The sequence below is a fragment of the Paenibacillus oleatilyticus genome, from assembly GCF_018998565.1.
Lineage (GTDB): Bacteria > Bacillota > Bacilli > Paenibacillales > NBRC-103111 > Paenibacillus_G > Paenibacillus_G oleatilyticus.
Genome location: NZ_JAHNZO010000001.1, coordinates 707,605 through 732,498, shown reverse-complemented (window position 1 = coordinate 732,498; position 24,894 = coordinate 707,605). Strand labels below are relative to the sequence as shown.

22 protein-coding genes are annotated in these 24,894 nt (G+C 56.5%); 11 read left to right on the top strand and 11 right to left on the bottom strand.

Going from position 1 to position 24,894, the window contains the following annotated elements:
- Positions 1-50 precede the first annotated feature (50 nt).
- Positions 51-851, bottom strand: coding sequence for an ABC transporter ATP-binding protein (locus KQX66_RS03155; RefSeq protein WP_216789552.1), 801 nt, complete (start codon positions 849-851; stop codon positions 51-53).
- Between the two features lie 224 nt (positions 852-1,075).
- Between KQX66_RS03155 and KQX66_RS03150 the strand changes: the two genes are divergently transcribed.
- The 4 genes from KQX66_RS03150 to KQX66_RS03140 all read left to right on the top strand — a co-directional run bounded on the left by KQX66_RS03150 (position 1,076) and on the right by KQX66_RS03140 (position 5,100).
- Positions 1,076-2,299 (top strand): tetratricopeptide repeat protein, encoded by a 1,224-nt coding sequence (locus KQX66_RS03150; protein WP_216789542.1) that lies wholly within the window; start codon positions 1,076-1,078, stop codon positions 2,297-2,299.
- Entirely contained in the window at positions 2,299-2,427 is a 129-nt protein-coding gene (locus tag KQX66_RS37750; RefSeq protein ID WP_267904967.1) for a hypothetical protein, read from the top strand. The genes KQX66_RS03150 and KQX66_RS37750 overlap by 1 nt, the downstream gene beginning before the upstream one ends.
- A gap of 152 nt (positions 2,428-2,579) precedes the next feature.
- Positions 2,580-3,815, top strand: coding sequence for an aminopeptidase (locus KQX66_RS03145; protein ID WP_216789540.1), 1,236 nt, complete (start codon positions 2,580-2,582; stop codon positions 3,813-3,815).
- A gap of 295 nt (positions 3,816-4,110) precedes the next feature.
- Positions 4,111-5,100 carry an aldo/keto reductase family protein gene (locus tag KQX66_RS03140; RefSeq protein WP_216789537.1) on the top strand — a complete coding sequence of 330 codons (990 nt, stop codon included), beginning with the start codon at positions 4,111-4,113 and terminating at the stop codon, positions 5,098-5,100.
- Between the two features lie 8 nt (positions 5,101-5,108).
- Here the strand turns inward: KQX66_RS03140 and KQX66_RS03135 are convergent, their stop codons facing one another.
- Together KQX66_RS03135 and KQX66_RS03130 are read right to left on the bottom strand one after the other, a co-directional pair.
- Positions 5,109-6,008, bottom strand: a complete 900-nt coding sequence (locus KQX66_RS03135) for a LysR substrate-binding domain-containing protein (RefSeq protein WP_216789535.1) — start codon at positions 6,006-6,008, stop codon at positions 5,109-5,111.
- 119 nt (positions 6,009-6,127) lie between these two features.
- Positions 6,128-7,039 (bottom strand): LysR family transcriptional regulator, encoded by a 912-nt coding sequence (locus tag KQX66_RS03130; RefSeq protein WP_216789528.1) that lies wholly within the window; start codon positions 7,037-7,039, stop codon positions 6,128-6,130.
- Positions 7,040-7,164: 125 nt separating this feature from the next.
- Between KQX66_RS03130 and dat the strand changes: the two genes are divergently transcribed.
- From dat to KQX66_RS03110, 4 genes are read left to right on the top strand one after another with little or no spacing between them, the layout of a single operon-like run.
- Positions 7,165-8,007, top strand: a complete 843-nt coding sequence (gene dat, locus KQX66_RS03125) for a D-amino-acid transaminase (protein WP_216789526.1) — start codon at positions 7,165-7,167, stop codon at positions 8,005-8,007.
- Between the two features lie 30 nt (positions 8,008-8,037).
- Complete coding sequence (locus KQX66_RS03120) at positions 8,038-8,964, top strand: dipeptidase (RefSeq protein ID WP_216789523.1); 927 nt, start codon at positions 8,038-8,040, stop codon at positions 8,962-8,964.
- Between the two features lie 30 nt (positions 8,965-8,994).
- On the top strand, positions 8,995-10,323 hold the full coding sequence (locus tag KQX66_RS03115; protein WP_216789521.1) for a serine hydrolase domain-containing protein: 1,329 nt from the start codon (positions 8,995-8,997) through the stop codon (positions 10,321-10,323).
- Between the two features lie 14 nt (positions 10,324-10,337).
- Positions 10,338-11,420 (top strand): DmpA family aminopeptidase, encoded by a 1,083-nt coding sequence (locus KQX66_RS03110; RefSeq protein ID WP_216789518.1) that lies wholly within the window; start codon positions 10,338-10,340, stop codon positions 11,418-11,420.
- Positions 11,421-11,431: 11 nt separating this feature from the next.
- On the opposite strand, the gene KQX66_RS03105 is transcribed toward KQX66_RS03110, so the two are convergent.
- Positions 11,432-12,622 (bottom strand): FAD-dependent monooxygenase, encoded by a 1,191-nt coding sequence (locus tag KQX66_RS03105; RefSeq protein ID WP_216789516.1) that lies wholly within the window; start codon positions 12,620-12,622, stop codon positions 11,432-11,434.
- A 156-nt stretch (positions 12,623-12,778) separates the two neighbouring features.
- Positions 12,779-14,452 (bottom strand): peptide ABC transporter substrate-binding protein, encoded by a 1,674-nt coding sequence (locus KQX66_RS03100; protein WP_216789514.1) that lies wholly within the window; start codon positions 14,450-14,452, stop codon positions 12,779-12,781.
- Positions 14,453-15,149: 697 nt separating this feature from the next.
- Here KQX66_RS03100 and KQX66_RS03095 point away from each other — a divergent pair.
- The 3 genes from KQX66_RS03095 to KQX66_RS03085 all read left to right on the top strand — a co-directional run bounded on the left by KQX66_RS03095 (position 15,150) and on the right by KQX66_RS03085 (position 18,139).
- Entirely contained in the window at positions 15,150-17,216 is a 2,067-nt protein-coding gene (locus KQX66_RS03095) for a sigma-70 family RNA polymerase sigma factor (protein WP_216789512.1), read from the top strand.
- A 17-nt stretch (positions 17,217-17,233) separates the two neighbouring features.
- Positions 17,234-17,371, top strand: a complete 138-nt coding sequence (locus KQX66_RS03090; protein WP_216789510.1) for a hypothetical protein — start codon at positions 17,234-17,236, stop codon at positions 17,369-17,371.
- A 72-nt stretch (positions 17,372-17,443) separates the two neighbouring features.
- Positions 17,444-18,139: a DUF421 domain-containing protein gene (locus KQX66_RS03085; protein WP_216789507.1), complete on the top strand. Its 696-nt coding sequence runs from the start codon at positions 17,444-17,446 to the stop codon at positions 18,137-18,139.
- On the opposite strand, the gene KQX66_RS03080 is transcribed toward KQX66_RS03085, so the two are convergent.
- The 6 genes from KQX66_RS03080 to KQX66_RS03055 all read right to left on the bottom strand — a co-directional run bounded on the left by KQX66_RS03080 (position 18,133) and on the right by KQX66_RS03055 (position 24,706).
- Positions 18,133-19,761 carry a catalase gene (locus KQX66_RS03080; RefSeq protein WP_216789505.1) on the bottom strand — a complete coding sequence of 543 codons (1,629 nt, stop codon included), beginning with the start codon at positions 19,759-19,761 and terminating at the stop codon, positions 18,133-18,135. The two genes, KQX66_RS03085 and KQX66_RS03080, sit on opposite strands and share 7 nt — an antisense overlap.
- Positions 19,762-19,934: 173 nt before the next feature.
- The gene (locus KQX66_RS03075; protein ID WP_216789503.1) at positions 19,935-20,507 is read right to left on the bottom strand and encodes an HXXEE domain-containing protein; all 573 of its coding nucleotides are present in this window, start codon (positions 20,505-20,507) and stop codon (positions 19,935-19,937) included.
- Positions 20,508-20,600: 93 nt separating this feature from the next.
- Complete coding sequence (locus KQX66_RS03070) at positions 20,601-21,215, bottom strand: TetR/AcrR family transcriptional regulator (RefSeq protein ID WP_216789500.1); 615 nt, start codon at positions 21,213-21,215, stop codon at positions 20,601-20,603.
- Positions 21,216-21,411: 196 nt separating this feature from the next.
- The gene (locus KQX66_RS03065; protein WP_216789498.1) at positions 21,412-22,527 is read right to left on the bottom strand and encodes a DUF1648 domain-containing protein; all 1,116 of its coding nucleotides are present in this window, start codon (positions 22,525-22,527) and stop codon (positions 21,412-21,414) included.
- A 12-nt stretch (positions 22,528-22,539) separates the two neighbouring features.
- Positions 22,540-22,929 carry a GntR family transcriptional regulator gene (locus KQX66_RS03060; protein ID WP_216789496.1) on the bottom strand — a complete coding sequence of 130 codons (390 nt, stop codon included), beginning with the start codon at positions 22,927-22,929 and terminating at the stop codon, positions 22,540-22,542.
- Between the two features lie 55 nt (positions 22,930-22,984).
- The gene (locus tag KQX66_RS03055) at positions 22,985-24,706 is read right to left on the bottom strand and encodes an alpha/beta hydrolase family protein (RefSeq protein WP_216789493.1); all 1,722 of its coding nucleotides are present in this window, start codon (positions 24,704-24,706) and stop codon (positions 22,985-22,987) included.
- Between the last annotated feature and the right edge of the window lie 188 nt (positions 24,707-24,894).

Genomic DNA, 24,894 nt, shown 5'->3' with positions numbered 1-24,894 from the left:
GGTAAAGCGGCTAAGCTTTTTTGGGAGTATCTCCTAAGCTACTACGCAATCTACGCAAGCGGGTTCTCGCCGTGGGCCGCACGCACGTATACTCGCTGACGGTGCTTTTCGACCTCGACGGGGGCCTCGAAAAACTCGCTCAAGATGTCCGCCTCCAATATGCTTTCGGTGGGGCCGCTGCGGACCACCTCGCCTCTGCGCAGCAGCAGCGTATGGCTGAAGGCGGGAACGATTTCCTCCGTATGGTGGGTGACGTAAATGAGCGTCGGCGACTGCTCCTGGCAGCTCAGCTCCTGGATGCTGTCCAGCAGCTTTTCGCGCGAGAACAGATCCAGCCCGTTGCAGGGCTCGTCCAGAATTAGCAGGTGCGGGTCTGCCATCAGCGCCCGGGCGATCAGCACCTTCTGCTTCTCTCCCTGCGAGCAGGTCCGGAATTCCCGGTCCCACAGATGCGTGCAGCCCAGCGTGCGCATCAGCGCCTGCGCCCGGTCCAGATCTTCGTCGGACAGCCGCTCGTATAAGCCGATGGTCGCGTATTTGCCGCTGATGACCACATTTTGGGCTTTGTCGGAGGCGTACAGCTTCTCCTGCAGCGAGGAGCTGACCCAGCCGATGGATCGGCGCAGCTCGCGCAAATCGACTTCCCCGAACCGGTGGCCGAGCACGGACACCGACCCTGTTGTCGGCCAGAGATAGCCGTTAATCATGTTCAGCAGCGTTGTTTTTCCCGATCCGTTCAGGCCCAGCAGCGCCCAATGTTCTTTGGGACGCACGGTCCAGCTGACATTGTGCAGCAAATAGTTGTGGCCGTTTTTCCAAGTTACATCCTGAATGTCAATGACGTGTTCCATAAGCTGACCTCTTCCTTTGTTCGCGATTGTTTATTTCCTCATCATAAAACATGGACGAAGCCGTGTCGATGCGAAAAGTGCTCATCCCGAAGCGCAATTTTTGCTACATTTCATTTTTTTGTGTGATAGCGGTTACAAACCAGTAATATACATATAAAGTAGGTTATTTACACTTCCCTTCGACCGATGTACTATTATGGATATAGGCAGGGAGGAGAATTTATATGGTAACGACCATTCAAAGTATGAGAACGGTAGTTGAGAATGAGTTGCAACTCCACGGGTTCACACCTTCGCAATTCAGCGAACTTGCAGGAATCCGTATTGAGCAGCTGGATTACCCCCGGTCCGTCACCATAGACCAGCTCGACAAGATAGCATCCGTATTGGGTCACGGCCCCGGTTGGCTTTACGAATTGTACTTGGGTCAATGTTTCTTGAACGATAAGCTAACCTGTTCGCAGCAATTTTCCTTAGCGGAGAGCTTGTTTGAGCAAGGAAAGAAAAAAGAAGCTATTCCGCTTTACCGCCAAATTGTCGATAAAGGAAATACAGAGGACCCGCAGTATGTCATGAGCCAGTTCCGGCTGTTTCAATCGCTCATCGGAACCGGGGTGGAAGAAAACAGAGAAGCCGTGTTTCGTTTTGAAACCCATTACAAACATCTGCCGGAGGATGTCCGGCTGGACGCTCTTTTGCAGATGGCCAACGTTTATTACACCTTCGAAAGATGGGACAAAGTCGGACAGTACGCCGACGAACTCAGAGAACTGGCAACTGTGATCTACGAAAAGCTGATACATAATGAGCTGCATAAGCCGCTGCAAACGGAACGGCATTTAGTCGTGTACTATGGTCAAGGCTGTCTGATGAAAGGGGTGGCTCTAACCAAACTGGAACAATACGAAGAGGCCAAGCGTTGCGTGCAGGAGTATTCCGATCTTTCATGGTTCCAAGGTCTTGACGAGGTCGGTAAAAAGGAGGTTGAGAAATTCCGGATATGGGGGAAAGGAAACGGGCTCATCCTCGAATTGAATACGGGGAATCTCAAAGTACTGCCCGAATTATCCGCCTATCTGGACGAATATCCGAATCAAATCCTTCCCAGTTTATCGGTCGTCGTGAAAGCCGCGAACCGGTATCATTTTTCCGTTGACGCGGTCCTTGCCAAATTCGAAAAGAGAATCCCGACCGTCGGGACGATTTGCGATCACATCAATGGCACGCAGCTGTTCCACTTTTGGTATGAGAAGGTCATTTACAGCTTCAAAAGAGGAGGGAAGCACCAAGCGTTAAACGAATTGATTCACGCCTTGGGTCTAGCCCAAAAATTGCGTTATTATTCGGGGTTCGAGAAATGCGTTTCTTTGTTCTGGAAGTATGTTGACCATGCAACAGAACAGCAGAAGAAGGAATATGAGAAAATTTTGGAGGGAGTGTCTGCTTGATGAAAAAAATGATGGTGCTTCTGACTTTGGGGTTCATTTTCTTGAACGGCCTGTCCGTATCGTATCAACCGCCGGCTAACGAGCCGGTAAAAATGGAGTACTTTCACGATAACGGTGTAGGAGGCTGACATCGGATCTCAAGGAGTCCCGGCCGGTTCATGGAACCGGTCAGGGGCTCTTTTGGTTTGGCCGGATCTGAGCCCGGGAGTACGCTTGGTTCGCCTCCCGACTTCTAGTATAATGGTACGGGTAACCAATCGATAGGACAGGAGACAGGGACATGGAAGCTTTTGACCGAAGTCTGGAAAAATACGCGGAGCTTGTCGTCCGGGTCGGAGCGAACGTTCAGCCCGGACAAGTGCTTCACATCGAATCGCCGCTGGAAGCTGCGCCGTTCACCCGTAAAGTCGTGCAAAAGGCATACGAAGCGGGAGCGAAATACGTGCAGGTTCAATGGGATGACGAGGAAGTGACGAGAAACCGGTTCTTATATGCGCCCGACGAGTCGTTCGACTACTACCCGCAGTGGATGCCGGCGATGATGGAGCAGCTGGCGGAGAACGGCGGGGCGTTAATCAACATCAAGGTGCCCGACCCGGAATTGTACAAGGGCATCGATTCGGACAAAGTGACGCGGGCGACCAAAGCGGCGGCTGTGGCGAGAGAGAAATTCCAAAGCTACGTGCGCAACAAAAAGTTCAGCTGGTGTCTCGTGAAAGCGCCGACGCAGGCTTGGGCGGCCAAGGTGTTCCCCGAGCTTCCGGAGGAAGAGCGCGTCCGGGTGATGTGGGATACGATCTTCAAAATGAACCGGGTCGACGCTGATGATCCCGTGGCGGCTTGGAAAGAGCACATCGGCCGGCTGAAGCAGGTCAAGGAGAAGCTCAACGAGAAAAAGTACAAAAAGCTGCATTACCGGGCTCCCGGTACCGACTTGTCGGTCGAGCTGCCTGAGGGGCATATTTGGCACGGCGGCGGGACGACGGACGACCAAGGCGTATACTTCGTAGCCAACATGCCGACGGAGGAAGTGTACACGATGCCGCTGCGCACCGGCGTGAACGGAACGGTGACAAGCACGAAGCCGTTAAACTTGAACGGCCGGCTGGTCGACAAGTTTTCGCTCACGTTCGAAGGCGGCAAAGTGGTCAGCTATACGGCCGAGGTCGGGCTGGAATATTTGGATGCCCTGCTGAAGACGGACGAAGGGGCGAAATATTTGGGAGAAGTGGCGCTCGTACCGCACGATTCTCCGATTTCGAACCTGAACCGCGTGTTTTACAATACCGGCATTGACGAGAACGCGTCCTGCCACTTTGCGGTCGGCAGCGCCTATCCGTTTACGATCGAAAATGGAACGAAGATGACCAAGGAGGAACTGCTGGCCAAGGGCGCGAACGTCAGCTTGACGCACGTCGACTTTATGGTCGGCTCGGCGGAGCTGGATATTGACGGCGAGCTGCCGGACGGCACCTGTGAGCCGGTGTTCCGCCAAGGCAACTGGGCGATTGGGTAATCCCCGCCATAAGCAGCGGGGGCGGCCAGGGAGGACGAGTGAGGGGAACGAACCAGTTCCATCGGGCCGGCGTTCTGTAACCGTTCCTCCGGCGGGGAAACGCAAAGGCTTGCACATCAAAAGAACGTCCGACTTCATTTGCGAAGTCGGGCGTTTTTTTTAGAAAATAGGAGTGACATGCATTTAGTTTTCACAATAAATATGAATTTTGAATTAATACCTATAAAAAAGAATATTTCACCTATTAATTTCGGTTGATTATAATCGGATTGTAACCTGAAAGGAGGTAGATTAGATGAACTATCGAACATTGGGCGTGAGCGGCTTGTCGATAAGCGAGATTGCTTTTGGAAACTGGATTACCCACGGCGCTCAAGTGGACAACGACACGGCCTATGCTTGTGTCCGAGCCGCGCTGGATGCAGGAATTACTACCTTTGACACAGCGGATGTTTACTCGGATACGAAGGCGGAAACGGTGCTGAGCCAAGCTTTGAGAGGAGTGCGCCGCGAAAGCGTTGAGCTGTGCACCAAGGTTTTCCATCCGACAGGAACCGGACAGAACGACAGAGGGCTTTCCCGCAAGCATATTATGGAAGCCTGCCATGCTTCGTTGAACAGATTGCAGACGGATTATATCGATGTTTATTATGCGCACCGCTTTGATGAGAGGACGCCGCTTGAAGAAACCTTTTTGGCTTTTTCGGATCTGGTTCGGCAAGGAAAAGTTCTATATATCGGGATAAGCGAGTGGACGGCGGGACAAATTGCGGAGGGGGCGGCATTGGCTCGGGAATTGAAGGTTCCGCTGATCGCGAGTCAACCCCAATATTCGATGTTATGGCGAGTTATCGAAGCGGAAGTCGTCCCGGCCTGCGAGCGGGAAGGAATCGGGCAGGTAGTCTGGTCGCCGCTTGCACAAGGAATTCTTTCCGGGAAATATATGCCGGATAAGCCGATTCCCAAAGGCTCCCGTGCTTCGACGCCGGCTGGGGCTTCCTTTTTCGAGCGATTGGCAGGGCAGTGGATGCGTACCGAAGTGCTGCAGGCTGTTTCCAGGCTCTCTTCCCTTGCGCACGATGCCGGGTTGACGCTGCCGCAGCTTGCCATAGCATGGGTGCTGCAAAATCCGCAGGTGTCAGCCGCCATTATCGGGGCATCGAAGCCGGAGCAAGTACAAGAGAACGTCAAGGCTGCAGGGCTTCGTCTTGACCCTGAAACGATGAGGAAAATCGACCATATTTTAGAAGGACTGGTTGAGCGCGATCCGGAAAAAACCGGTTGATTGGCAGGTTATCCGCGAGCCATAGCCGCCATACATACGGCTTCCATGGTCTCGAGAAAAGCTGACAAGACGGCCTTATCCGTATCGGTTCTCCAAGCGGCATAGAGAGGGACCGGGGGGGCGCTTTCCTTAAAGGGCCGGAATACGACGCCGCTGCGCCGAAATTCGGCAACGGAAGAAGGCACGATGGAAACGCCCAGGTTCGCGGCAACCAAGTTAACGATGGTGTACATCTGAATTGCTTCCTGTACGACATTCGGATAAACGCCATGTTGGGAGCAAAATTCCATGATCAGGCGATGAAAATCGGCTCCCAGATGACGCGGAAACAAGACGAACGGTTCACATTCCAACGAGCTGACGGACAGAAGCGGCTGCCTGGCTAACGGATGCTGTTCGGGCAGTACGGCCAGGAGCGATTCTATTGCGAATGTACGATAAGCCAGATGCTTCGCCGGTTCAATGGCACGGAGAAAGCCGACATGAACGCTTCCGTCAAGTAAGCCCTGCTCTTGCTGGGCGGAAGTCATCTCGCGCAAAGTAAGCTGTATTTGCGGGAAATGTTCCCGAAAACCTTTTAGAATATCGATCATTAAACCGCCCGCAGCCGAGTCCACGAACGCAATAACCAAATGCCCGCTTATGCCTCGACCGGCAAGCTGCGTCGTCTTAATCGACCGCTCCAATTGAGATAAAATCGTTTTGGCCTCTTCTAAAAAAACGGCTCCCGCCGGCGTAAGACGAACCTGCCTTTTGCTGCGTTCCAGCAATTTCACCCCAAGTTCCTCTTCCAGCGCTTGAATTTGCTGGCTGAGGGGAGGCTGTGTCATGTTCAATTTTTCCGCGGCACGGTTGAAATGAAGCTCTTCCGCCACTGCAATAAAGTAGCGCAATTTCCGTATATCCATTCTTTTGCTTCCTTCGCATAAATGATTGTTTCTCCTGATAAGTATACATTAAAATCGCCCTCTCCGGAGACGGCTTACAATAACGTGCGGAAGCTCTGCCAGGCTTGCCACATTCGTTCTTATCCCTGATCCGGCCAATGACCGGTTTGCGCATGGTGCTGGCATAAGAAGCCGATAAACTGCTCCATGATCTGGTTCAGCGACATGTCCTTCAAATAGATCAGCTCGAAATTGCGGTTCAGCTGCGGAAGTCCGGCGACTTCCACCTCGTGGAGCTCGTCCTGCTCCAAATCGTGGAGGATCGAGAAACGCGGCAGAAACGCGATGCCCAGCCTTTGCTTGACCATCCGCTTGACGACCTCAATGTTATCCGCCTCCATGACCACGTGCCGATCCAGCCGGTAGTGGCTGAACGCTCCGTTAATCAGCGTCCAGTCGAGCGAGCCGCGATTGAACAATATGAGCCGCTCCTTGGCGACATCCTCGATCGTTACCTGCTTGCGGTCGTGAAACGGATGGCCCGGGTAAACCGCCAGCAGCATATCGTCCTTCAGGATCGGAATGCGCCGGATCTGCGGATGATTGACGGCACGGGCGATCCCGAAGGATACCTCATGATTCAACACCATATCGAGGACCTGATGCGAATGCCCGGTCAAAAGCGTCAGCTTCACCTTCGGGTAAATCGTCTGGAATTGCTCCACAAGCTGAGGCAGCAGATAAAAGGCCGCTCCGAATACGGAAGCGACGGACAGCTCGCCTTCCAATTTCCCGTGAATCCGCTGGATCGCCTGCTGCCCGTCCTGAAGCGCTTGCAGCATGCTTTTGGCATAGGGAAGGAAGCTTTCGCCTTCCTCCGTCAAGGCGATGGCATGGCCGGCCCGTTGAAACAGCCTGCAGTTCAAGTCGGCTTCGAGCGCTTTGATCCTCTGGCTGACCGTGGGCTGGGACAAATACAGCAGATTGGCCGCTTTACTAAAACTTCCGGTCAGAGCCACCATGATAAAACATTCAACATGATCCGTATTCATAAAATGCCTCCCATGCTCGTATTATATTTTCTTATAGCCATCATGTCATTATCCTATTGGACCGACCTGAGGAAATCGATTAGTTTGTTAATAACATGGGAATTTAACCAGGGAGGAGCTACATCATGGCTTTGGCTTATTTTAACGGGAGTTTTCTCCAGTCGGACGAACCGGCCGTTCCGATCGACGAACGGGGACATCAATTCGGGGACGGTGTATATGAGGTAATCCGGATTTACAAGGGGCGTCCTTTTATGCTCGACGAGCATTTGGACCGGTTGTTCAAGAGCGCCGCGGCGATCCGTCTGGAGATCGGGCACGACGGCGAGTCGCTGAAGCGGATCATCGGCGAATTGACGCAAAAAAGCGGGCTGTCGGATCTCGATCTGTATGTGCAGGTAACCCGTGGCATCGCCCCCCGCAATCATTTGTTTCCGGCCTCCCCGGCGTCCGTATCGATGACGGCGAAGCCGTTTCGGGAAATACCGGCCGACGCAAGGGCTACCGGCGCCAGCGTCATGCTGCATCCGGACGAGCGCTGGCTGAACTGCTGGATCAAGTCGCTCAACCTGCTGCCCAACATTTTGGCCAAACAAGCTGCGTCCGACCGCGGATGCCTTGAAGCGGTTCTCGTAAGGGACGGGGTTGTGACGGAAGGAACAAGCTCCAACGTGTACATGGTCAAAGACGGAGCGATCCGGACGGCGCCGCTGTCCAATCAGATTTTGGCGGGTATTACGAGAATGGCGGTGCAGCGGATTGCGCACGAGCTGCGCATCCCGTTCATCGAGCAATCGTTTACGCCGGAGGAGCTGCAGCAGGCGGACGAAGCGTTTATCACCAGTACGACGACGGAAGTGATGCCGGTCGTTCGTTTCGAGGACGGAAGCCTGATCCGGGACGGCAAGCCCGGACCGGTCGCGCGGACGCTGTACGAACGGTTCCGTACAATGACGGGACAGGACTAGAAAAGGCTGGATCAAGAAATGAGGGGAAATATGGATATCATCGACTTTCATTGCGACGCGCTGTATAAGCTCTGGAAAAGCGGCGGGCAGCTGTCGTACGGCAGCTCGGAGGAACTGGCAACGAACAAGGCAAGGCTGCAGCAGGGTGGCGTGAAGGCCCAGTGCTTTGCCGTCTTCGTTCCGCCTCATCTTAAGGCAGAGCAGAAGTTTCAAGCGGCGCTGGATCAGATTCATTATTTCTACGACGAGGTGCTTGGGAAGCATCCGGAGATGAAGCAGATTCGAGACTGGGCCGATTTCGACGCGCTCGGACCGGGGCAGATCGGAGCCATGCTGACGCTGGAAGGTGTCGATCCTATCGGCAACGACCTGCGCCAGCTGAACATTTTATACCAGCTCGGCGTGCGTGCGGTTGGCTTGACCTGGAACTACGCCAATCTCGCGGCCGATGGCGTGCTGGAGCCGCGCGGTGCCGGGTTGACCTCGTTCGGCCGGGACATTGTGCGCTTCAATAACGAGCACCGGCTGCTGACCGACGTCGCTCATCTGTGCGAGCGGGCGTTCTGGGATGTGGTTGAGCTGGCGGAATATCCGATGGCGAGCCACGCCAACGCGCGTGCGGTTTGCGATCACCCGCGCAATTTAACGGACGAACAGGCCAAGGCGCTGTTTGCGAAGGGCGGGACGGCTCACGTTATTTATTGTCCTGCCTTTGTGAAGCGGGAAAGGCATGTAGCGATCGCCGATTTGTTAAAGCATATCGATCATTTGTGTGCGCTCGGCGGCGTGCGGCATATCGGGCTCGGTTCGGATTTTGACGGCATTTCGGAATTTGTCGCAGACTTGGAACACGCGGGCAAAAGCCAAAACTTGATCAATGAGCTGCTAAAATATTATAAGGAAGAAGAAGTGCGGGGATTTGCCGCCGAGAACTTTTTGCGCAACCGTCCGAAGTAAGCGGACCGCGCAGTTTATGGAGGTGCTGTGATGACCGGCAACTGGTCCGGATTCGAAGCCTATATGAAGGCGATGATGGAGAAAGAAGCGATCCCCGGGGCGGCCGTGGCCGTCTCGCTGCGCGGGGAGACCGTCTATCAGCAGGGGTTCGGCGTTAGAAATATGCAAACGGGTGAGCCGGTTACCCCGGATACGGTGTTCGGCATCGCGTCCGTTACCAAGTCGTTCACGGCCTTAGCCATCATGCAGCTCGCGGAGGAAGGGAAGCTTTCGCTGGACGATCCTGTCACGAAGCACCTTCCCGAGTTCACGCTGCGCACTTCCGGCGGGAGGCAGAGCGAAGGGATTCGCGTGCGGCATTTGCTTTCCCATACGGCGGGCGTCCCGCCCATGCGCCGCCGGGAGGAGCTTCGGCAGTTTACCGAACACCTCGACTATTTGGCGAACGAAGAGATTGAGCTTTTGGGAGCACCGGGGGACTATTTCAGCTACTGCAACGACACGTTTCTGCTGCTCGGGGCGATCATCGAACGGCTGACGGGCCGCCCGTTCCGAACGGCGATCACGGAGCGGATTCTGGAGCCGCTGCAGATGCAGCGGTCGACGTTCAGTCTGGACGAGCTGGCCGCTTGGGATAATGTCTCCGTGCCGTATGTGAAGCGCGGCGGCACGCGGACGCTGGACGAGGTGCCGTGGCCCAAGCTGGGGAACTACGAAGCGGGCGGGGGTATCCGGTCGACGGTACGCGATCTGCTGAAATACGGGCAAATTTACTTGGACGAGGCCGAGCCTTCGAACGACCGCCCCGTGGCGCGGAGCGAAAGCTTAAGGCAGATGCGGGAGCCGATTCACCGGATCGGAAGAAATGTGTTTTACGGCTGTGCGCTGCGGGTGACTCCCGATTACTCCGGCGTTACGCTTGTCGAGCACGGAGGCGGTCAGCCCGGGGTATCGTCGTATTTTGGCTTCGTGCCCGAACGCGGGCTTGTGGCCGCCGTCTTGACGAACGTGGCGAACGTGCCCGCAAACGAGCTGTGGCTGGCGGCCGTCAACACAGCGCTCGGCTTCCCCTTGGAGCAAAAGAGCAGCGTGGAGCCGACGTACGAGGCCTCTCCGGAGGAGCTGCGGCGTCTGGCCGGCGCTTACCGGTCCGCCGAGGGCGGCAGCGTCGAAATCGTGCTTGAAGGTAATTCGCCTGTTGCTGTCATTGACGGCAAAGCCTTGGCGCTGCGGGCCAGCGACGAGCGTACGCTTGTTATCGCAGACAGCGGCTATCCGATCCGCTTCTTCTTCAAGGATGAGCCGCAGGCTTGGGCGGCCTTCTACGGCTCCCGCATGCTGCGGCGCGTAAACGAATAGAGGGAGAATAGCTTATGAGCAGAAAACGACTGCGCGATTACGGATTTACCATCGGAAAGCTGCCGACCGGACAGTATAACAGCATCACGGATGTCCCCGGAGTATCCGTAGGGCATGTGACATTAAAAGAGGACCGCCCCGATGCTTGCGTCCGGACGGGGGTCACGGCGATTTTACCGCATTCGGGTGATTGGTTTCGCGAGAAAACGGTTGCTGCGGCGCATGTGATCAACGGCTTCGGCAAAACGGCCGGTCTGGTTCAAGTGGACGAGCTGGGCGTCATCGAATCGCCGATTATGCTGACGAATACGTTCGGCGTGCCGGCGGTGACCGAAGGGACGCTTCGTTACATGCTGGCGCAGGATGACGGGATCGGAGACCGCGACGGCTCTCTAAACGTCGTCACGGGGGAGTGCAACGACTCGCTGTTGAACGATATGAGAGGGCTTCACGTCCGTCCGGAGCACGCGATGGAAGCGATCCGACTGGGATGGGCAGCCAAGGACCACCGCGTCTCGGAAGGGTCCGTCGGAGCCGGAACCGGGATGGTCTGCTTCGGCTACAAGGGAGGAATCGGGACATCGTCCAGACAGGTGGAAGTCGATGGGGCCATTTACCATTTCGGCGTCCTGGTGCTGACGAACTTCGGCCTTGGGGAAGACTTGACCATACTTGGAAAGCCTGTGGGCGAATCCCTTCGGGCGAAGCCGGAGGAAGCGCGGGACAACGACGGCTCGATCATCATCGTGATTGGCACCGACTTGCCGATGGACGCCCGCCAACTGAAGCGGATTGCCAAGCGGGCGGGCTTCGGCTTGGCGCGTACCGGCTCGATCGCCCATCACGGAAGCGGCGACATCGCGATCGCCTTCAGCAACGGCAACCGCATTCCGCATACGCCGGCTTCCGGTGTGCTGGAGCTCCGCGTCGTTCGCGAAGACGGCCGACTGATGTCCGACTGCTTCCGTGCCGTCACGGAGGCGACCGAGGAAGCGATCTATAACTCCCTGTTTATGGCGGAGACGACCGCGGGGCGCCAAGGAAGAACGATTGCTGCTCTGCCGGTAGAAGAAGTGCTGGCTGTACTGGAGCGCTGAGCAGCCAGGGTTCAGGGCTCATACCCGACCAGCCAATCCAGGCGACGGATTTGCATCCGGGCGGGGAGCAGGCGAAGCAGCCGGTTTCGGACGGCAATGGCGGAGGGGGGCGCGAGCTGCACCATCCGGCCCATCGCGCGCGACCTGCGGACGACCAGCGCGGTCCGTCCGAACCGCTCCTGCTCATATTGCCGCAGAGCAGCGGCGACACCGGGCGTGCCCGGCGTGCCGTATGCCTGCCGCAGGCAGCGGGTTAGCGCAAGGGCGTCCTCCATTGCCTGCGCCCCGCCTTGCCCAAGGTTGGGCAGCATCGGATGCGCGGCGTCGCCGAGCAAGGTCACGCGCCCCCGACTCCAGCCGGCGAGCGGCCGGCGGTCGAAAATATCGTGAGAAAGGATGGAGGCCTCATCGGTCGCGGCGATCAGCGCCTCGATCGGCTCCATCCAGCCGCGAAATTGGCGCATCGCGGCCGCCTTTCTCTCGGGGGGAGGGAGCTCTTGGCCTTGCGGCGCGTTGACGGCGGCGAACCAGAAGAGGCGCCCTTGTCCGATCGCCGACACGCCGAACCGCTTGCCCGGCCCCCAGGCCTCGAAGCCGCCGCCCTGTTCGAACGGGTAGCGTTCGTCGTACCAATGTGCAATGCCCCGCAGCGCGGTATATCCGGCATAACGAAGCGGGGCGCTCTCGCCGAAGAGCTGCGCCCGAACGGCGGAGTGCAGGCCGTCGGCGCCGATCAGCACGTCCCCTTCGGCGGTCGTGCCGTCCTCGAAGACGGCCTTGACGCTTCGCTCGTTTTGCTCCCAGCGGAGCAATTTCTTATCCGTACACACCGTCCCGGGCTCCAAACGGCCGAGCAGAACAGAATGCAGATCGGCCCGGTGGATCAGGTAGCTCTGCGACCCGTAGCGTCGGGCTTGCTCTTCTGTCGGCAGCGACACCAGCAGCCGTCCGTCCGATGTATAAATATCCGCTTGCCGTACAGGGGCTCCGAGGCGACTTACCTGCTCGTCCGCTCCAAGCTGCCGCAGCGCTTTCATGGCATTGGCGGCGAGCGCGATGCCGGCGCCGATGCCTGACAGGGAGCGGGTCCTCTCGTAGACTGAGACGTCCCACCCTGTGGTTTGCAGCGCAATGGCTGCGGACAATCCGCCGATACCGGCGCCGATAATGACCGCTCTTGGGCGGGATGAAGCCGATGCCATGCGGGACTCTCCTTTCGGGCAGCTAACGCTGCTGTTAAGCGATACCCTGATTATAAGGCGAAGCCCTGGGTCTAACAATGGCGCCTTCATGAAAAAAAGCCGTCCTCCGTTGGCTTTTCAACGGAAAGGACGGCTTTCGCCTTTTTTAGCTCGGGCTTACTTCACATACGCCCACTTGAGTTCATATTCAAGCGCGTACGGCGGGAAGACCACACCTTGCAGCTTCGGGTCTTTGAGCCAGCTCAGGGAGCGGAAGTAGTTCGGGATGAGCGGCATTTCCTCCATCAGTATTTTTTCGCCGTCGACCATTAACTGGGAACGTTTCGCTTTGTCCATCTCGACTTGCGCGCCTTTAATTAACTTGTCGTATTCGGCATTGGACCAACCGGCATCGTTGAATTCGTTGCCGGTCACGAACATTTCGAGGAACGTCATCGGATCGTTGTAATCGGCGCTCCAGCCGGAGAGAGACGCTTCGTATTTGTGGTTGTTCTCGTTGTCCACCCGGAGCTTGTGCGGAACCGGCTCGCCGATGGCGTCGACGCCGAGATTTTGCTTCCACTGGGCGAGGATGAACTCGACGGATTTCGGTCCGACCCCGTTGTCGTCCGCTTGAAGCTTGAACTTCGGCAGCTGCGCTACACCCAGCTCTTTCAAGCCTTCTTGCAGCAATTGCTTCGCTTTGGCCGGATCGAATTTCGGCCGTAGGTCGCCTGCTTTTTTACGGAACTCTCCACCATTGCCGTCGCTCGTTCCGTTCGGTACGAAGCCGGTAGCCGGTACGGGGCCTTTGCCTGTAACCGTTTCGATGAATGCTTTGGAATCGATGGCAAGCGCCAGCGCTTGACGGACTTTTTTGTTTTTGAAGGCCGGGACGTTATCCTGGCTCATCTTAATATACCAGGAAGACAGCTCGGGCTGCAGGACGAATTCCGGCTTTCCTTCCCATTGGTTGATGCTCTCGCGGGTGATGTTTTGCAGCTGGGTCGCTCCGGTTTGGAACAGGTTTAGACCGGTGTTTTCGTCTTTGACGATGTTCAGTGTAATTTTTTCCAGTTTGACTTTATCTTTGTCCCAATATTTATCATTTTTCACTAAGACGAGCTGCTGCTCATGGTCCCATTGAGCCAGCTTGAACGGACCCGGGCCGATGGCAGATTCTGCGTCTCCGCCGTTTTTGTCGCCGTATTTCTCGACGATGTCTTTGCGTTGCGGGAAAAATTGCAGGAACGATAATTGCTCGGTGAAGAATGGAATCGGACGTTCCAAGGTGATTTCCACGGTTTTATCATCCAGCGCCTTGACGCCGAGCGCCTTCTTCGCCGCTTCGAGCTCTTGGGGGGTCTTGGCTTTTTGCACGTCCGCCCCGCCCTTAACCCAAGCCACCATAAACGCATACAACGCCTTGGTCGAAGGGTCCAACGTACGCTGATACGAGTAGACGAAGTCTTCGGCTTTGACCGGCTGGCCGTCGGAATAGACCAAATTGTCTTTGAGCTGGATCGTGTACGTTTTACCGTCCTCCGAAATTTTCGGCATGTCTTTCGCCAGCCCCGGCTCGGCTTTGCCGTCCTTATTCAGACGGTACAGCCCTTCGCTAACGGCGTTCATGACGGTAAACGCTGCCACCTGCGTCGATTTGGAGACGTCCATCGCCCCCGGTTCCGTCCTGAAGTTAAGGGTAATTTCTTGCTTGGGGGCAGCGCTCTTCTCGCCGCCTTCGGTTCCCGTACCGGGGGTCGTACCGGTGTTGCCGCCAGTACATCCGGCTGCCGTTGCGCCGACAACAGTCAGGATGACCGTTGTAGCCAGCCATTTGCGAATCTTCATAAGCTCGCTCCTTTTTCATTATTTTATATAATCAAGAACGACGATGAATCGTTCTGTGATCCCTTGGCAAAAATTACGCAAGACGCATCGACTGCCGCGTTGGTTATGCAGGTTCTAATGAAGTAGGGAGTAGAGCAGCAGGACTAGCGGCTCGGGGACGGCGGGAGCATGGAGGAAGGCCCGGATGGAAGTGAATGCTCGTCCCAAATTCTAGGTGTGGTGAAAGATTACTGGGTGATTTGTAATATTAAGATTGTAAAAATATATTACCAAGCTACCACAATATACCAGTGTTTTCAATACAATTTTAATAAAATGTATTCGTTTTCAAAAAGAAAATGACGGGAAGGCTGTTAATGAAATAACCATAGGTTAAACGGGTGGAGGGCGACCGCAAAATTATCGGATGGCGTGTGCCCGGGAGGATGAAAGCGTAGGTCAAAAGAACGACGTGCCGAGGGGGCGTTCGGAAGGGAAGGTTGATAGTGGGAGAGGGAAAAGCTTTTTTTTGGGATAAAATGTATAATTTTGACGAAAAAGCTCGATAGTGTGCAAAGGCTACCGTGCAGCGGGAATCGAGCGTATGCTTGGCGACATCCGCAACACATCAAGGCCGAGTTGAATAATGTTTTTTCAAAACTCTGAAACCTAAATGCGCTCTCACCGGTCTAAAGGGTATACACGGGAGGGGAAGGACATGAACCAAAGCGACCGGGTCAGAGAAGCCCAAGCGGGAAATCACGCGGCCTTTCTGGCTTTGATCGAGGAACAGCAGGACCGCCTGCGCCGGATTGCCTATTATTACGTGCGGCAGGACATGGACGCGGAGGATGTGGTCCACGAGGCGATCTACAAGGCGCTTGTTGGACTGCCAAAGCTGAAGCAGCCGCAGTTTTTCGCCACGTGGCTGACCCGCATCGTCATCAACTGCGCGTTGACGGCGCTGGACAAACGACAGCGGCTGGTGCCGGACGATAGCCGTGCGGCCGAACGTCAGCCGGCTCTCGCGCCCGATCCCGACGAACGTCTCGACTTGCGTACGGCGGTCCAGCAGCTAGAGCCGAAGCAGAGACAGGTGATCGCGTTTAAATATTGGCACGATATGACGATCGAGGAGATCGCCGTTTTGCTCCGCAAGCCGGCAGGCACGGTGAAAACCATTTTGCACAGGGGGTTGAAGGAATTGCGCAAACGATACGCCGACCCGAACGAACCGGCAGGCTCAAGACCGTCTCCATCGGCTGAACCTTCCGAATTATCCGCCGAGGAAGCCTTGCAGCACAAGCTGGCCGAGTTAAAGCTGCGGACGGAGGAGCTCTTTGACATCCCGGAAGCGTACGAGCTTACGATTGCGGATTATCACGAAGACAAGCGCGAAGGCAGCCGGGCGATGTTCGTCTGGACCAAAGCGGGCGAGGATCCCGTATGGAGCAAGCCCGGCAAGGAGAGCGGCATGTCCGTGGAGCTTAACGGTCAAGGGGATCTGATCGAGTATACGATCGATGTGGAGGAGGCGGCCGGCGATTTGCCGGAGCTGACTGTGGAACAATTGCGGCTCCGGGCGGAGAAGTTCGCGCTCGACCATTATCCTGGTGCGCTGAAGCCGTTTTCCCTGACGCGTACCAAGTCCGCAGACTCCGGGATGTTATTTTTCTACGAGCAGGAGATCATGGGGCTGCCGCTGCCGATGTCGGGCTTCCGGGTCAAGGTTCACCGCAGCGGCATCGTCAGCGACTTCCGGTATTTCGGGCGGCAGACGAAACCGAAAAACCCGGAGTCTATTGTTCCGAAGGAGCAGCTTCTGCGCCAGATTGCGGATACCGCCAAGCTGGACCTGCGGCTGCACTTCCTTCACAAGTCCGTCGACGACGCGGAAAAGGATGAGCTGAGGCTCGTCTACGAACCGGGAACCCGCTGGATGCATTTCCGGGCAGATGGGGTAGAAGAGGCCCGCGAAGCAGCCGACGAAGACACGGAATCCGAGGAGCCAGCCGTATGGCTGCCTGTTCCCGAGCTGCCTGCGGTCGAGGCTCCGGCCGTCCGGACGGCGCAGGACGTTCAGGAGCTGCTCGGCATCGATCCGGAGCGGTACGAGCTGCTGAGGGAAGTGGAAATGGACGACTGCATGACCGGTCTCGTCTGGCGGCGGCGCGATTGGGAGCCGGTGGCGTCAGAGGACCGTTCGCTGGATGCCTTTTTCCGGCAGCGGTCGGAGGAGACGCTGAAAGCGAAGATCGATCCGGTCGGCGGAAGGCTGGTGTCGTTTATTCGTTTTGAAGAGGAGATTCCAGGGGAGCTGAGTCTGTCACGGGACGCGTGCTTGGACATCGCGCTTGGATTTTTGACCCGTATGCAGCCCGGGCTGGCGCCGTTTTTGCAGTTGCGGCAGCAGGAGGAGGCACCCGATTCCGATAGGGAGCATTTCGATTTCCGCATCGGGAAGCAGGGCGTCTGGCTGGAGCTGGAGCACATCCGGTTGTCCGTCAACAAGACGTCGGGACGAATCGGACACGTGATGGGTCCATCCGTCGATCCGGTTCAGTTGCAGGCCGTCGAGGTAACACCGCTCATAGACGAGCCGGAGGCGCGCCGGATTTATGCGGAAGCTCTCGACCTGAAGCTGAGGTGGGAGATCGATTACTCGGGCAACGGCAAAAGGCGCCGCTACGCTTTGAAGTACCGCTTGGTGCACAAGGAAAAAGGCCTGGAAATCCGATGGATCGATGCCCGAACGGGCGAGCTGATTTGTTCGAGGCTGGAGTAAAGGGGAGGGGACGGTGGATGAACAACCAAACAGGGCGCGGGAACAACATGCGCATGCTGAAGCTGTGGATTCGTATGCCCCGAAAGCTTCGTTACCTGGCGATTATCGGGTCGCTGGTCTTCTTGCATTGGTTTTTCAGGTGGCTTAACGGGTGATTCTGCGGGTTCAAACGATGCCCTCCCCGGGTAAGGAAGGACACATCTTCCTTTTCCGAAGGAGGGCTTTTTATGGCGGATTTCGCCTATATTACCGTCAAGCTGGCGGCCGGACTTGCGGGGTTGTGGGTCATCACAAGACTGCTCGGCAAGAAGGAAATTTCCCAACTGACCGCCTTCGATTTCGTCTCCTCGTTAATGCTCAGCGAAATTGTCGGCAATACGCTATATGACCGCGACGTCGGGCTAGAGCAGCTGCTTTATGCGCTCGCGCTATGGACCGTGATGTCGTTGGCGCTGGAGAAGCTCGTGCAGTACGTCCCGTGGCTGTCCAAGCCGCTGAACGGGACGGCCGATCTCATTATTGACAACGGCCGGATCGATTGGAAAGCGATGAAGCGGAATAACCTTGATTTCGATCAATTGCTCACGATGCTCCGGGAGCAAAACGTATTTTCCATACGAGAGGTCGCCTTCGCCGTGTTCGAAACGAACGGGAGCATCAGCGTGATGAAACGGTCTGAAGCCGAAAGCGTGACGCGAAAGGACTTGCGTCTACCCGACGTTCCGGTATCCCTGCCGGTCGTGCTGATCGAGAACGGGAACATCCAACGGCAAGGGCTCGAAGCTCTCGGCCGGAACGAGGCGTGGCTGCTCGGCGAGCTGGATGCCGCAGGAATCGGGCGGCTGCAGGATGTGCTATACGCGGAATGGACGGACCATGACGGGCTGTACTGCCAGCAGAAGCCGGAGACGGCCGGTCAATAACCGTCCGTTCTTTGCCCCATCCGACTCGCCAGATCTGCGCCTTGCTGCGCGGAAACGGAGCCGAGATGCGGCGAACCGGCATCGGCCTGGGCCAACCTTTCCGCAACGCGCCGCCCATACTCGGGATCGGCTTGCGTAAAATAGTCGATCATCCGCTGACGGATCGGAGGCCGGCATACTTGAAGCGCAGCGACCAGATTGCCGATCAATTCGTCGCGTTCCCAATCCTCGAATTTCCGGTACGTTTCTCCCGCTTGCTTGAAATCGTTCGTCCGGTCGATCTTTTGGCGCACAAGCTTCGCCTGATAAGCGGGTTCGTGGTCTTTGCCCTGCGGCTTCGCTTCGGTCAGCCCGTCCAGCAGCGAGGGCTCGTAGTTGACATGCGGACTTTGCCCCTCGGCGCGATCCACGTAGTAGGTCATTTGTCCGTCGCGCTGATTGGTGGCGACGTGCTTCTTGGGCGCATTGATCGGAAGCTGAAGGTAGTTGGTGCCGACCCGATGGCGCTGCGTATCCGAGTAAGAGAACGTCCGTCCTTGCAGCAGCTTGTCGTCGGAGAAATCCAGGCCGTCTACCAGGACGCCCGTCCCGAAGGCTGCCTGTTCGACCTCTGCGAAATAGTTCTCGGGGTTCCGGTTCAGCACCATTTTTCCGACCGGCAAAAAGGGAAAACGCTCCTGATCCCACAGCTTGGTCGGGTCCAGCGGATCGAAGTCGAGCTCGGGATGCTCGTCATCGCTTAAGATTTGAACGCAAAGCTCCCATTCCGGGAAATCGCCGCGCTCGATCGCCTCGTACAGGTCCTGGGTCGCATGGCTGTAATTTTTGGCTTGAATCTCCTCGGCTTCGCGCTGGGTCAAATTTTTGATCCCCTGCTTCAGCGGTTCCCAGTGATATTTAACCAAGACCGCCTCGCCGTCGGCGTTGACCCACTTGTACGTATTGACGCCGGACCCCTGCATCTGTCTGTAATTCGCCGGAATTCCCCAAGGAGAGAAGACGAAGGTAACCATATGCGTCGCTTCCGGCGTGCCCGCGAGAAAATCGAACATACGCTCCGGGTCGTTCAGATTCGTCACAGGGTCCGGCCGGAACGAATGGACCATGTCGGGAAACTTGAGAGGATCGCGAATGAAAAAGATTTTCAGGTTGTTCCCGACCAAATCCCAGTTCCCGTCCTCCGTATAAAACTTGGTCGCGAACCCGCGGGGATCGCGAAGCGTTTCCGGCGAATGTCCTCCGTGAACGACGGTGGAGAAGCGGACGAAGACCGGCGTGCGTTTGCCGGCTTCCTGAAACAGCTTCGCGCGCGTATACCGCGCGACCGGTTCGTCTCCGACTTTGCCGTAGGCTTCGAAGTACCCGTGAGCCCCCGCTCCGCGGGCATGGACGACCCTCTCGGGAATGCGTTCCCGGTCGAAATGCGAGATTTTCTCGATAAAATGGTAGTTTTCGAGGGTGGACGGCCCCCGATTGCCCACGGTCCGGATGTTCTGGTTATCCGTAATGGGATGGCCCTGCCGATCCGTCAGCGTCGTACCGGTTTCGCCCGGCGAACGCCGCTCGTCGAGCGATCCTCCGACACCCTCAACCGAAGTTCCGTTTGAATGGTTATCGTTCATTTCACTTTTGCCTCCCAGTAATGAAAGCTCTTCATGACATATCCATTATTTGACTTGCTTGCTGAAAATATGCGCATGAGCTTGCCTGAAGGTGCGGGAGGTGTTGGGAGGATCGCTTTGGATTGGCCCGCGCCGCATAGAGCGCTCCACGTACCTTTAGCGGGGTCTGCCCCTTAGATATGGCGGCCCGCCCCCGCTGCAGGTCTGCGAAAGGGTGCGATCCACCGTCCGAGCGTGAACCCGATACCGATCAGAAAAAACACGAGTGGAAGCACGATGGTGATGCCGAGCCATAGGGCGGCCGGCTCTACCAGGTCCGCCTCAAATAAGCGGTAAAGTGCGTACGAGGCGTACGGGATTTCCACTAGCGCGGCTGTTACGGCTCCGACGGTATAGCTCCGCTTCTGCAGGGATAAGCCTACATGCTTGATGCCGTCCAGCAGCATGACCGCGACCATGCCAACGAAGACGGGGCCGAGCTTCCCGCCGTCCTCCACTGCCGCTGCGGCCACGCCAGCCCCAAGGCAGATCAGCGATCCGATCAGCACGACCGCTGTCGCGAATTGAACGGTAATGCTTTTGTCCCAGTTCAGCGCCCGCTGCATCAACGGGGGCAGGGCGTGCTTGCGCGGCCGTATCCAGCGTTCCACGGTGACGATTTCCTCGCCGTCATGAAGGAAGAAGGCGACCGGCAGGAGCCAGATCAACGTATGCAGGGAAATCCAATCATTCAGCAAAGCGAGCATGTTCGGTTCCTCCTTGGTTTGTTTCTTGTTGAACTTAATTTGAGTGATCACTCAAAAATTACTCAAAAAAATTTGGCCTTTCAACGGAACGCATTACGCATCACCCTTGTAAAGGCCGTGGAGCAGCACACCGACCAGTTGACGAATATAAGCTTCTTCATCGCCCAGCACGGCCATCTCGCTGCCGAAGCGGGAATGCAGCGCGAAATAAAGCAGAATCGATGCATTAAGCATCGTTGCGGCAATATGATAGGTTTGCTCATTTATTTGGCCAACGGGGGCCGACTGCTTCAAAATGCTGCTGCCGGAAGCGCCGATGCTTCCGATGAGCCGGAGCACTTCTTGAGAAACGGCTTCATCCCGCATCATCTCCGGGGACCAGATCAGCAGCAAGTACTCCCGGTTCTCCTTCAAAAATTGCAGGTACCGGCATCCGTACTGTGCCAGCGCTTCATCCAGGGGCAGCCGTTTCCACCGGTCCGCGCCGTCCTGCGCCAGCAGCGCGAAGGAGAAGCTGTGAACGATATGCATGAGCAGCTTGCGCTTGCCGCCGAAGTAGTAGAAGATTAAGCCTTCCGTTACACCGCTTTCCTCGGCGATTTCCTTGGTCGTCGTCGCATGGTAGCCTTTCCCGGAAAAAAGGCGGAGGGCCGCGGCGACAATTTTTTGTTTTTTCAGCTCGGGATCGTTCTTTTCGCCTCTCGCCATCCTTCGTCCTTCTTTCAAAAAAATTGAGTATATACTCAAAATTAAATTATAGTGAAGCCTCTTCAATTGTCAAGCCGCGCACGCACAAGGGCTGTAAACTACAAACGGCAGCAAGCCCGCCTTCAGGGACGGATTGCTGCCGTGCTATCTACTCGAAGTCCGATTCAACGTCTGACCGGTATCCCGAAGTTCGGGCTCAGCCTTTGATCGCCGCGATGACAAGGATCGCCCCGATCAGCACAAGCGGCGCCAGCATAACGACCCACGCCATCGGCCTGGCTGCGTTGATCGTCCAGCCGATGCCGACCCGCTTCTCGATAAACAGCGAAGGATCGTCGGGATTATAGTAGATCGATCCCAGCTTCCAGTATTTGTCGTCGTCGGTCACCCCGGGCACCAGCTTCTCGCCCGTTGCAGTCGATCCGCCGAGCCGGCTCCCGCCTTGCCCGGTAATGAACGAGACCGCGAGAACCAGGATCAGCATCAGAGCGGGAATCGTGATCGATACGGTGACGAGTACCGAGCCGTCAAAGGGGAATAGCAAGAAGAATTGAATGAATGAGAACAGCACGAGCATCAAGAAGCCCATGACCATTAACACGAGAGACCAGATCCGGCGGAAGCGGATGTTCTGCTCGCGCGATTGCTCGGGCGCATTCGCGTCGATCTGCTGTTTGCTTTTGCGGATCACCGTATTGATGGACGCGAAGATGAAGATCAGGACCAACTGCATCACGTTCGGGAAAAAGACGTTCCAATACGTTTTCGGCTGGGTGGCTGTCGGGCTGCCCTGCATATCGTACCGCGACACGAGAACGTCTGGAAGCTTGTCGTAATTCCACAAAGCGATGACGGCGCACAGAGCGACGAAAGCCAGATGAACCAGATACCACCAGTCGGAATATGTCGTTTTCCGGTTCCGGAACGAGGTATCGACGGCAATGAACCGGGCGCTGGCGTTTTCCGCGGGACGCGCAGCCTTCCACCGCTTCATTTTGTTATAATAAACGAGAAAGCTGACCGTCGACGCCGCCATAAGCGCCAAGGTGACGCCGATGATGAACATCCCCTGCTGCGTCTCGTTCGTCCGCTGTATGCCCAACATCAAGACGATGAGGAGCACGGCTCCGAACGCCCCGTTCCACCGGGCATAGCGGCGGCGCATCGATTGCAGCTCGGGATCGTGATAGTGCCGCGAATCGATCGATACGCCGAAATGATTCGTCGTTCTTGTAAAATACGGTAAACCGGCCAGCATCACAATGACCGGCACAAAAATGGCCGCGACCAGCGACGCGATTCCAATATGCATGTAGCCCCCTCCTTAGTTTCCGGCACCTTTGATTTCGCTGAAAATGCCCTGGATAAACCCGAGCAGCTCCTCCTCGCGCATGCCGCGGCAGATGGCTTCGGCTGCGATCGGCGTCAGTTGCTCGCGCAATTTATGTTTATACGCCTCGGTTACCTGGGGCATGCCGTCCGGTTGGACGACAACCCCTTTTTGGCGGTGAACTTGAATGAAGCCTTCCTGCTTCAGGAGCGTGTAGGCTTTATTCACGGTATGCAGATTGATGCCGATATCCGAAGCGAGACTGCGCACGGAGGGAAGCGCCTCGCCGGGCTTCAAGGCGCCGCTCGCGATGCCTTCGAGAATCTGGTTCATCAACTGGGCATAAATTGGAGTCTCCGATTGTAAATCCAATTTAATAATCATGAAATCCCCTCGTACCTTGGGCTTCCGGGGTTAACCCCGTAGTCCTGCCTAAAAATTAGTTTTTGCCTGTCAGCCACCCGGCGATATCGTCAATCACGTAGGACGGCACGTTGCCGGGAAGGGCGTATTCCTTACCGGTGGAAGGCTGGTCGGACTCGACGAACCCGTGGTTCAGCTTCGGATAAAGCTTGTAAACGACGTCTTGGCGCGCAGACAGGGAGGACTTCCAGCCGTCCAGATTGTTTGCGGTCACTTGAAAATCGTTGTCGCCCTGCAGGATGAGGAGCGGCGTCGATTGCCGCTTGGCGATTTCGCCGCCCCGATAATTCCGGAAGTCAAACCACCAGACCGGATTGCCCAGCGCAAAATCTTTCGGTACGTTCGCCGTGGAATATTGCGGGTCCTTCAAAAGAGCGACTTGCTGCTCCATCGCTTTCACCTGCTGCTCCAGCCCTTCGGTCGGCTGCCCCGCTTCCTTCGCCCATGCGAGCGCCTGTTTATTTTGCTCCAGAACAATGTCCTCTAACGGTCGGGAAGGGCCGGCCATCACAATGGCTCCGGCAATGCTTTTCTGCGTGTCGGATTCGATGATGGACGGGACCAGCATCCCGCCCTGGCTGTGACCGAGGACGAAGATTCGTTTCGCATCGATGCGGCGGTCCTTTTGCAGCGTATGCACCGCGGCGATCGCATCGTCAACCGTTTCTTCCTTGACGGTAAAAGCCGGATGGAGCGCGCTCTTGAGCGTGTGTACCCGCGTCCGCTTCTCGTAACGGAGCACGGCGATGTTGTTGGCGGCCAGACCGACGGCCAGATCGCGGAATGTCTTGTAGCTGCCGAGCGTTTCATCGCGGTCGTTCGGCCCGGAGCCGTGTACGAGCACGACGGCGGGGAACGGCCCTTCGCCCTTCGGCAGCGTCAACGTGCCGGGGAGCGGCGCTTCGTCTTCGCCGACCGTCACTTCCTCCTCCGAATAAAGCTCCGGCTTGTCGTAGTCAGGCTCGTTGTAATCGCCTGCGGGAGGAAGCGGCATGAAAATATCGTCGATTTTGCCGTTTGCGTCGAACCGGACGGCGATGCCCAGCGGCGTCGATTTTTCCGTCATATAGCCGAGCAGGGCGTTGCGCTGGACCGCCGTAATTTCCCGCTTGAGCGAGATGAGCCGTTTCGGCGTCCCTAAGATGCCGGTATTGCCGGTCCAGTACCCCGCAAGCTTCGCTTCCGGCAGTCCCGCCCGCAGCTTGTCGCTCAGCATCCGGCTTGCCGCTTGAAACTGACCGCTTTGCAGCAGGTAAACGAAGTGGCTCCCCGCTGCGGTCACATCGGAAGGATCGATGGTCAGCCCGTTTGCGTCGTCCCAATCGACGGAGACTCCAAAGGTTTTCCGGATCGTCTCCAGCGGAATCAATGCCGTATCGTTAACGATAGTGGCTTCCTCCGTCATGGAGATCGATGGGATTCCATTGACTTTTGCGTTCCGTTCGCCGATTTTTACGGAGAGCTGGTTTATGCCGCGGGTGACGGTAACCAGCCTGTTCTCCGCGTCCCATTCGACCTCCGCGCCGATGGCTTCGGCGACCGCACGCAGCGGGACCATCCGTACGAGTGTGCTGGAAGAGCCGGAATCGGCTTTCGTGGCTGCTGCCGCTTCTTGGGCGCTCTTCTGCTCCGCAGGTACGCTTTCCGCCAGGGCGTTTACCGGTTGGACGATCGCCGCTGCAAGCAGCGAACCGACGGCCAATTGTTGCATGCTGTGATTCCATCGTTTTTTGCTCATATGCTGTTCCTCCCCCAGTTCGCAGTTATAACTGTTATACTATATATATAACAGATAACCATAGAGAGTCAAGGAGCGGTTGCAAATTGAAGATGCTAAATTATAATTATTACTACTAAGCTCGAAGGCGATCCGACAACCCGTTCGGTTTTCTGTTATAATGGGAACAACGGATAAGCTTGATTAGG

Excerpts from the sequence above, each read along its gene's own strand:
- KQX66_RS03155 (WP_216789552.1), bottom strand. The coding sequence starts at position 851 with ATGGAACACGTCATTGACATTCAGGATGTAACTTGGAAAAACGGCCAC.
- KQX66_RS03075 (WP_216789503.1), bottom strand. The coding sequence starts at position 20,507 with ATGCTCGCTTTGCTGAATGATTGGATTTCCCTGCATACGTTGATCTGG.
- KQX66_RS03110 (WP_216789518.1), top strand. The coding sequence starts at position 10,338 with ATGAGCAGAAAACGACTGCGCGATTACGGATTTACCATCGGAAAGCTG.
- KQX66_RS03085 (WP_216789507.1), top strand. The coding sequence starts at position 17,444 with ATGGCGGATTTCGCCTATATTACCGTCAAGCTGGCGGCCGGACTTGCG.
- KQX66_RS03065 (WP_216789498.1), bottom strand. The coding sequence starts at position 22,527 with ATGCATATTGGAATCGCGTCGCTGGTCGCGGCCATTTTTGTGCCGGTC.
- KQX66_RS03150 (WP_216789542.1), top strand. The coding sequence starts at position 1,076 with ATGGTAACGACCATTCAAAGTATGAGAACGGTAGTTGAGAATGAGTTG.
- KQX66_RS03145 (WP_216789540.1), top strand. The coding sequence starts at position 2,580 with ATGGAAGCTTTTGACCGAAGTCTGGAAAAATACGCGGAGCTTGTCGTC.
- KQX66_RS03105 (WP_216789516.1), bottom strand. The coding sequence starts at position 12,622 with ATGGCATCGGCTTCATCCCGCCCAAGAGCGGTCATTATCGGCGCCGGT.
- KQX66_RS03060 (WP_216789496.1), bottom strand. The coding sequence starts at position 22,929 with ATGATTATTAAATTGGATTTACAATCGGAGACTCCAATTTATGCCCAG.
- KQX66_RS03100 (WP_216789514.1), bottom strand. The coding sequence starts at position 14,452 with ATGAAGATTCGCAAATGGCTGGCTACAACGGTCATCCTGACTGTTGTC.
- KQX66_RS03115 (WP_216789521.1), top strand. The coding sequence starts at position 8,995 with ATGACCGGCAACTGGTCCGGATTCGAAGCCTATATGAAGGCGATGATG.
- KQX66_RS03080 (WP_216789505.1), bottom strand. The coding sequence starts at position 19,761 with ATGAACGATAACCATTCAAACGGAACTTCGGTTGAGGGTGTCGGAGGA.
- KQX66_RS03095 (WP_216789512.1), top strand. The coding sequence starts at position 15,150 with ATGAACCAAAGCGACCGGGTCAGAGAAGCCCAAGCGGGAAATCACGCG.
- KQX66_RS03090 (WP_216789510.1), top strand. The coding sequence starts at position 17,234 with ATGAACAACCAAACAGGGCGCGGGAACAACATGCGCATGCTGAAGCTG.
- dat (WP_216789526.1), top strand. The coding sequence starts at position 7,165 with ATGGCTTTGGCTTATTTTAACGGGAGTTTTCTCCAGTCGGACGAACCG.
- KQX66_RS03070 (WP_216789500.1), bottom strand. The coding sequence starts at position 21,215 with ATGGCGAGAGGCGAAAAGAACGATCCCGAGCTGAAAAAACAAAAAATT.
- KQX66_RS37750 (WP_267904967.1), top strand. The coding sequence starts at position 2,299 with ATGAAAAAAATGATGGTGCTTCTGACTTTGGGGTTCATTTTCTTGAAC.
- KQX66_RS03130 (WP_216789528.1), bottom strand. The coding sequence starts at position 7,039 with ATGAATACGGATCATGTTGAATGTTTTATCATGGTGGCTCTGACCGGA.
- KQX66_RS03120 (WP_216789523.1), top strand. The coding sequence starts at position 8,038 with ATGGATATCATCGACTTTCATTGCGACGCGCTGTATAAGCTCTGGAAA.
- KQX66_RS03140 (WP_216789537.1), top strand. The coding sequence starts at position 4,111 with ATGAACTATCGAACATTGGGCGTGAGCGGCTTGTCGATAAGCGAGATT.
- KQX66_RS03135 (WP_216789535.1), bottom strand. The coding sequence starts at position 6,008 with ATGGATATACGGAAATTGCGCTACTTTATTGCAGTGGCGGAAGAGCTT.
- KQX66_RS03055 (WP_216789493.1), bottom strand. The coding sequence starts at position 24,706 with ATGAGCAAAAAACGATGGAATCACAGCATGCAACAATTGGCCGTCGGT.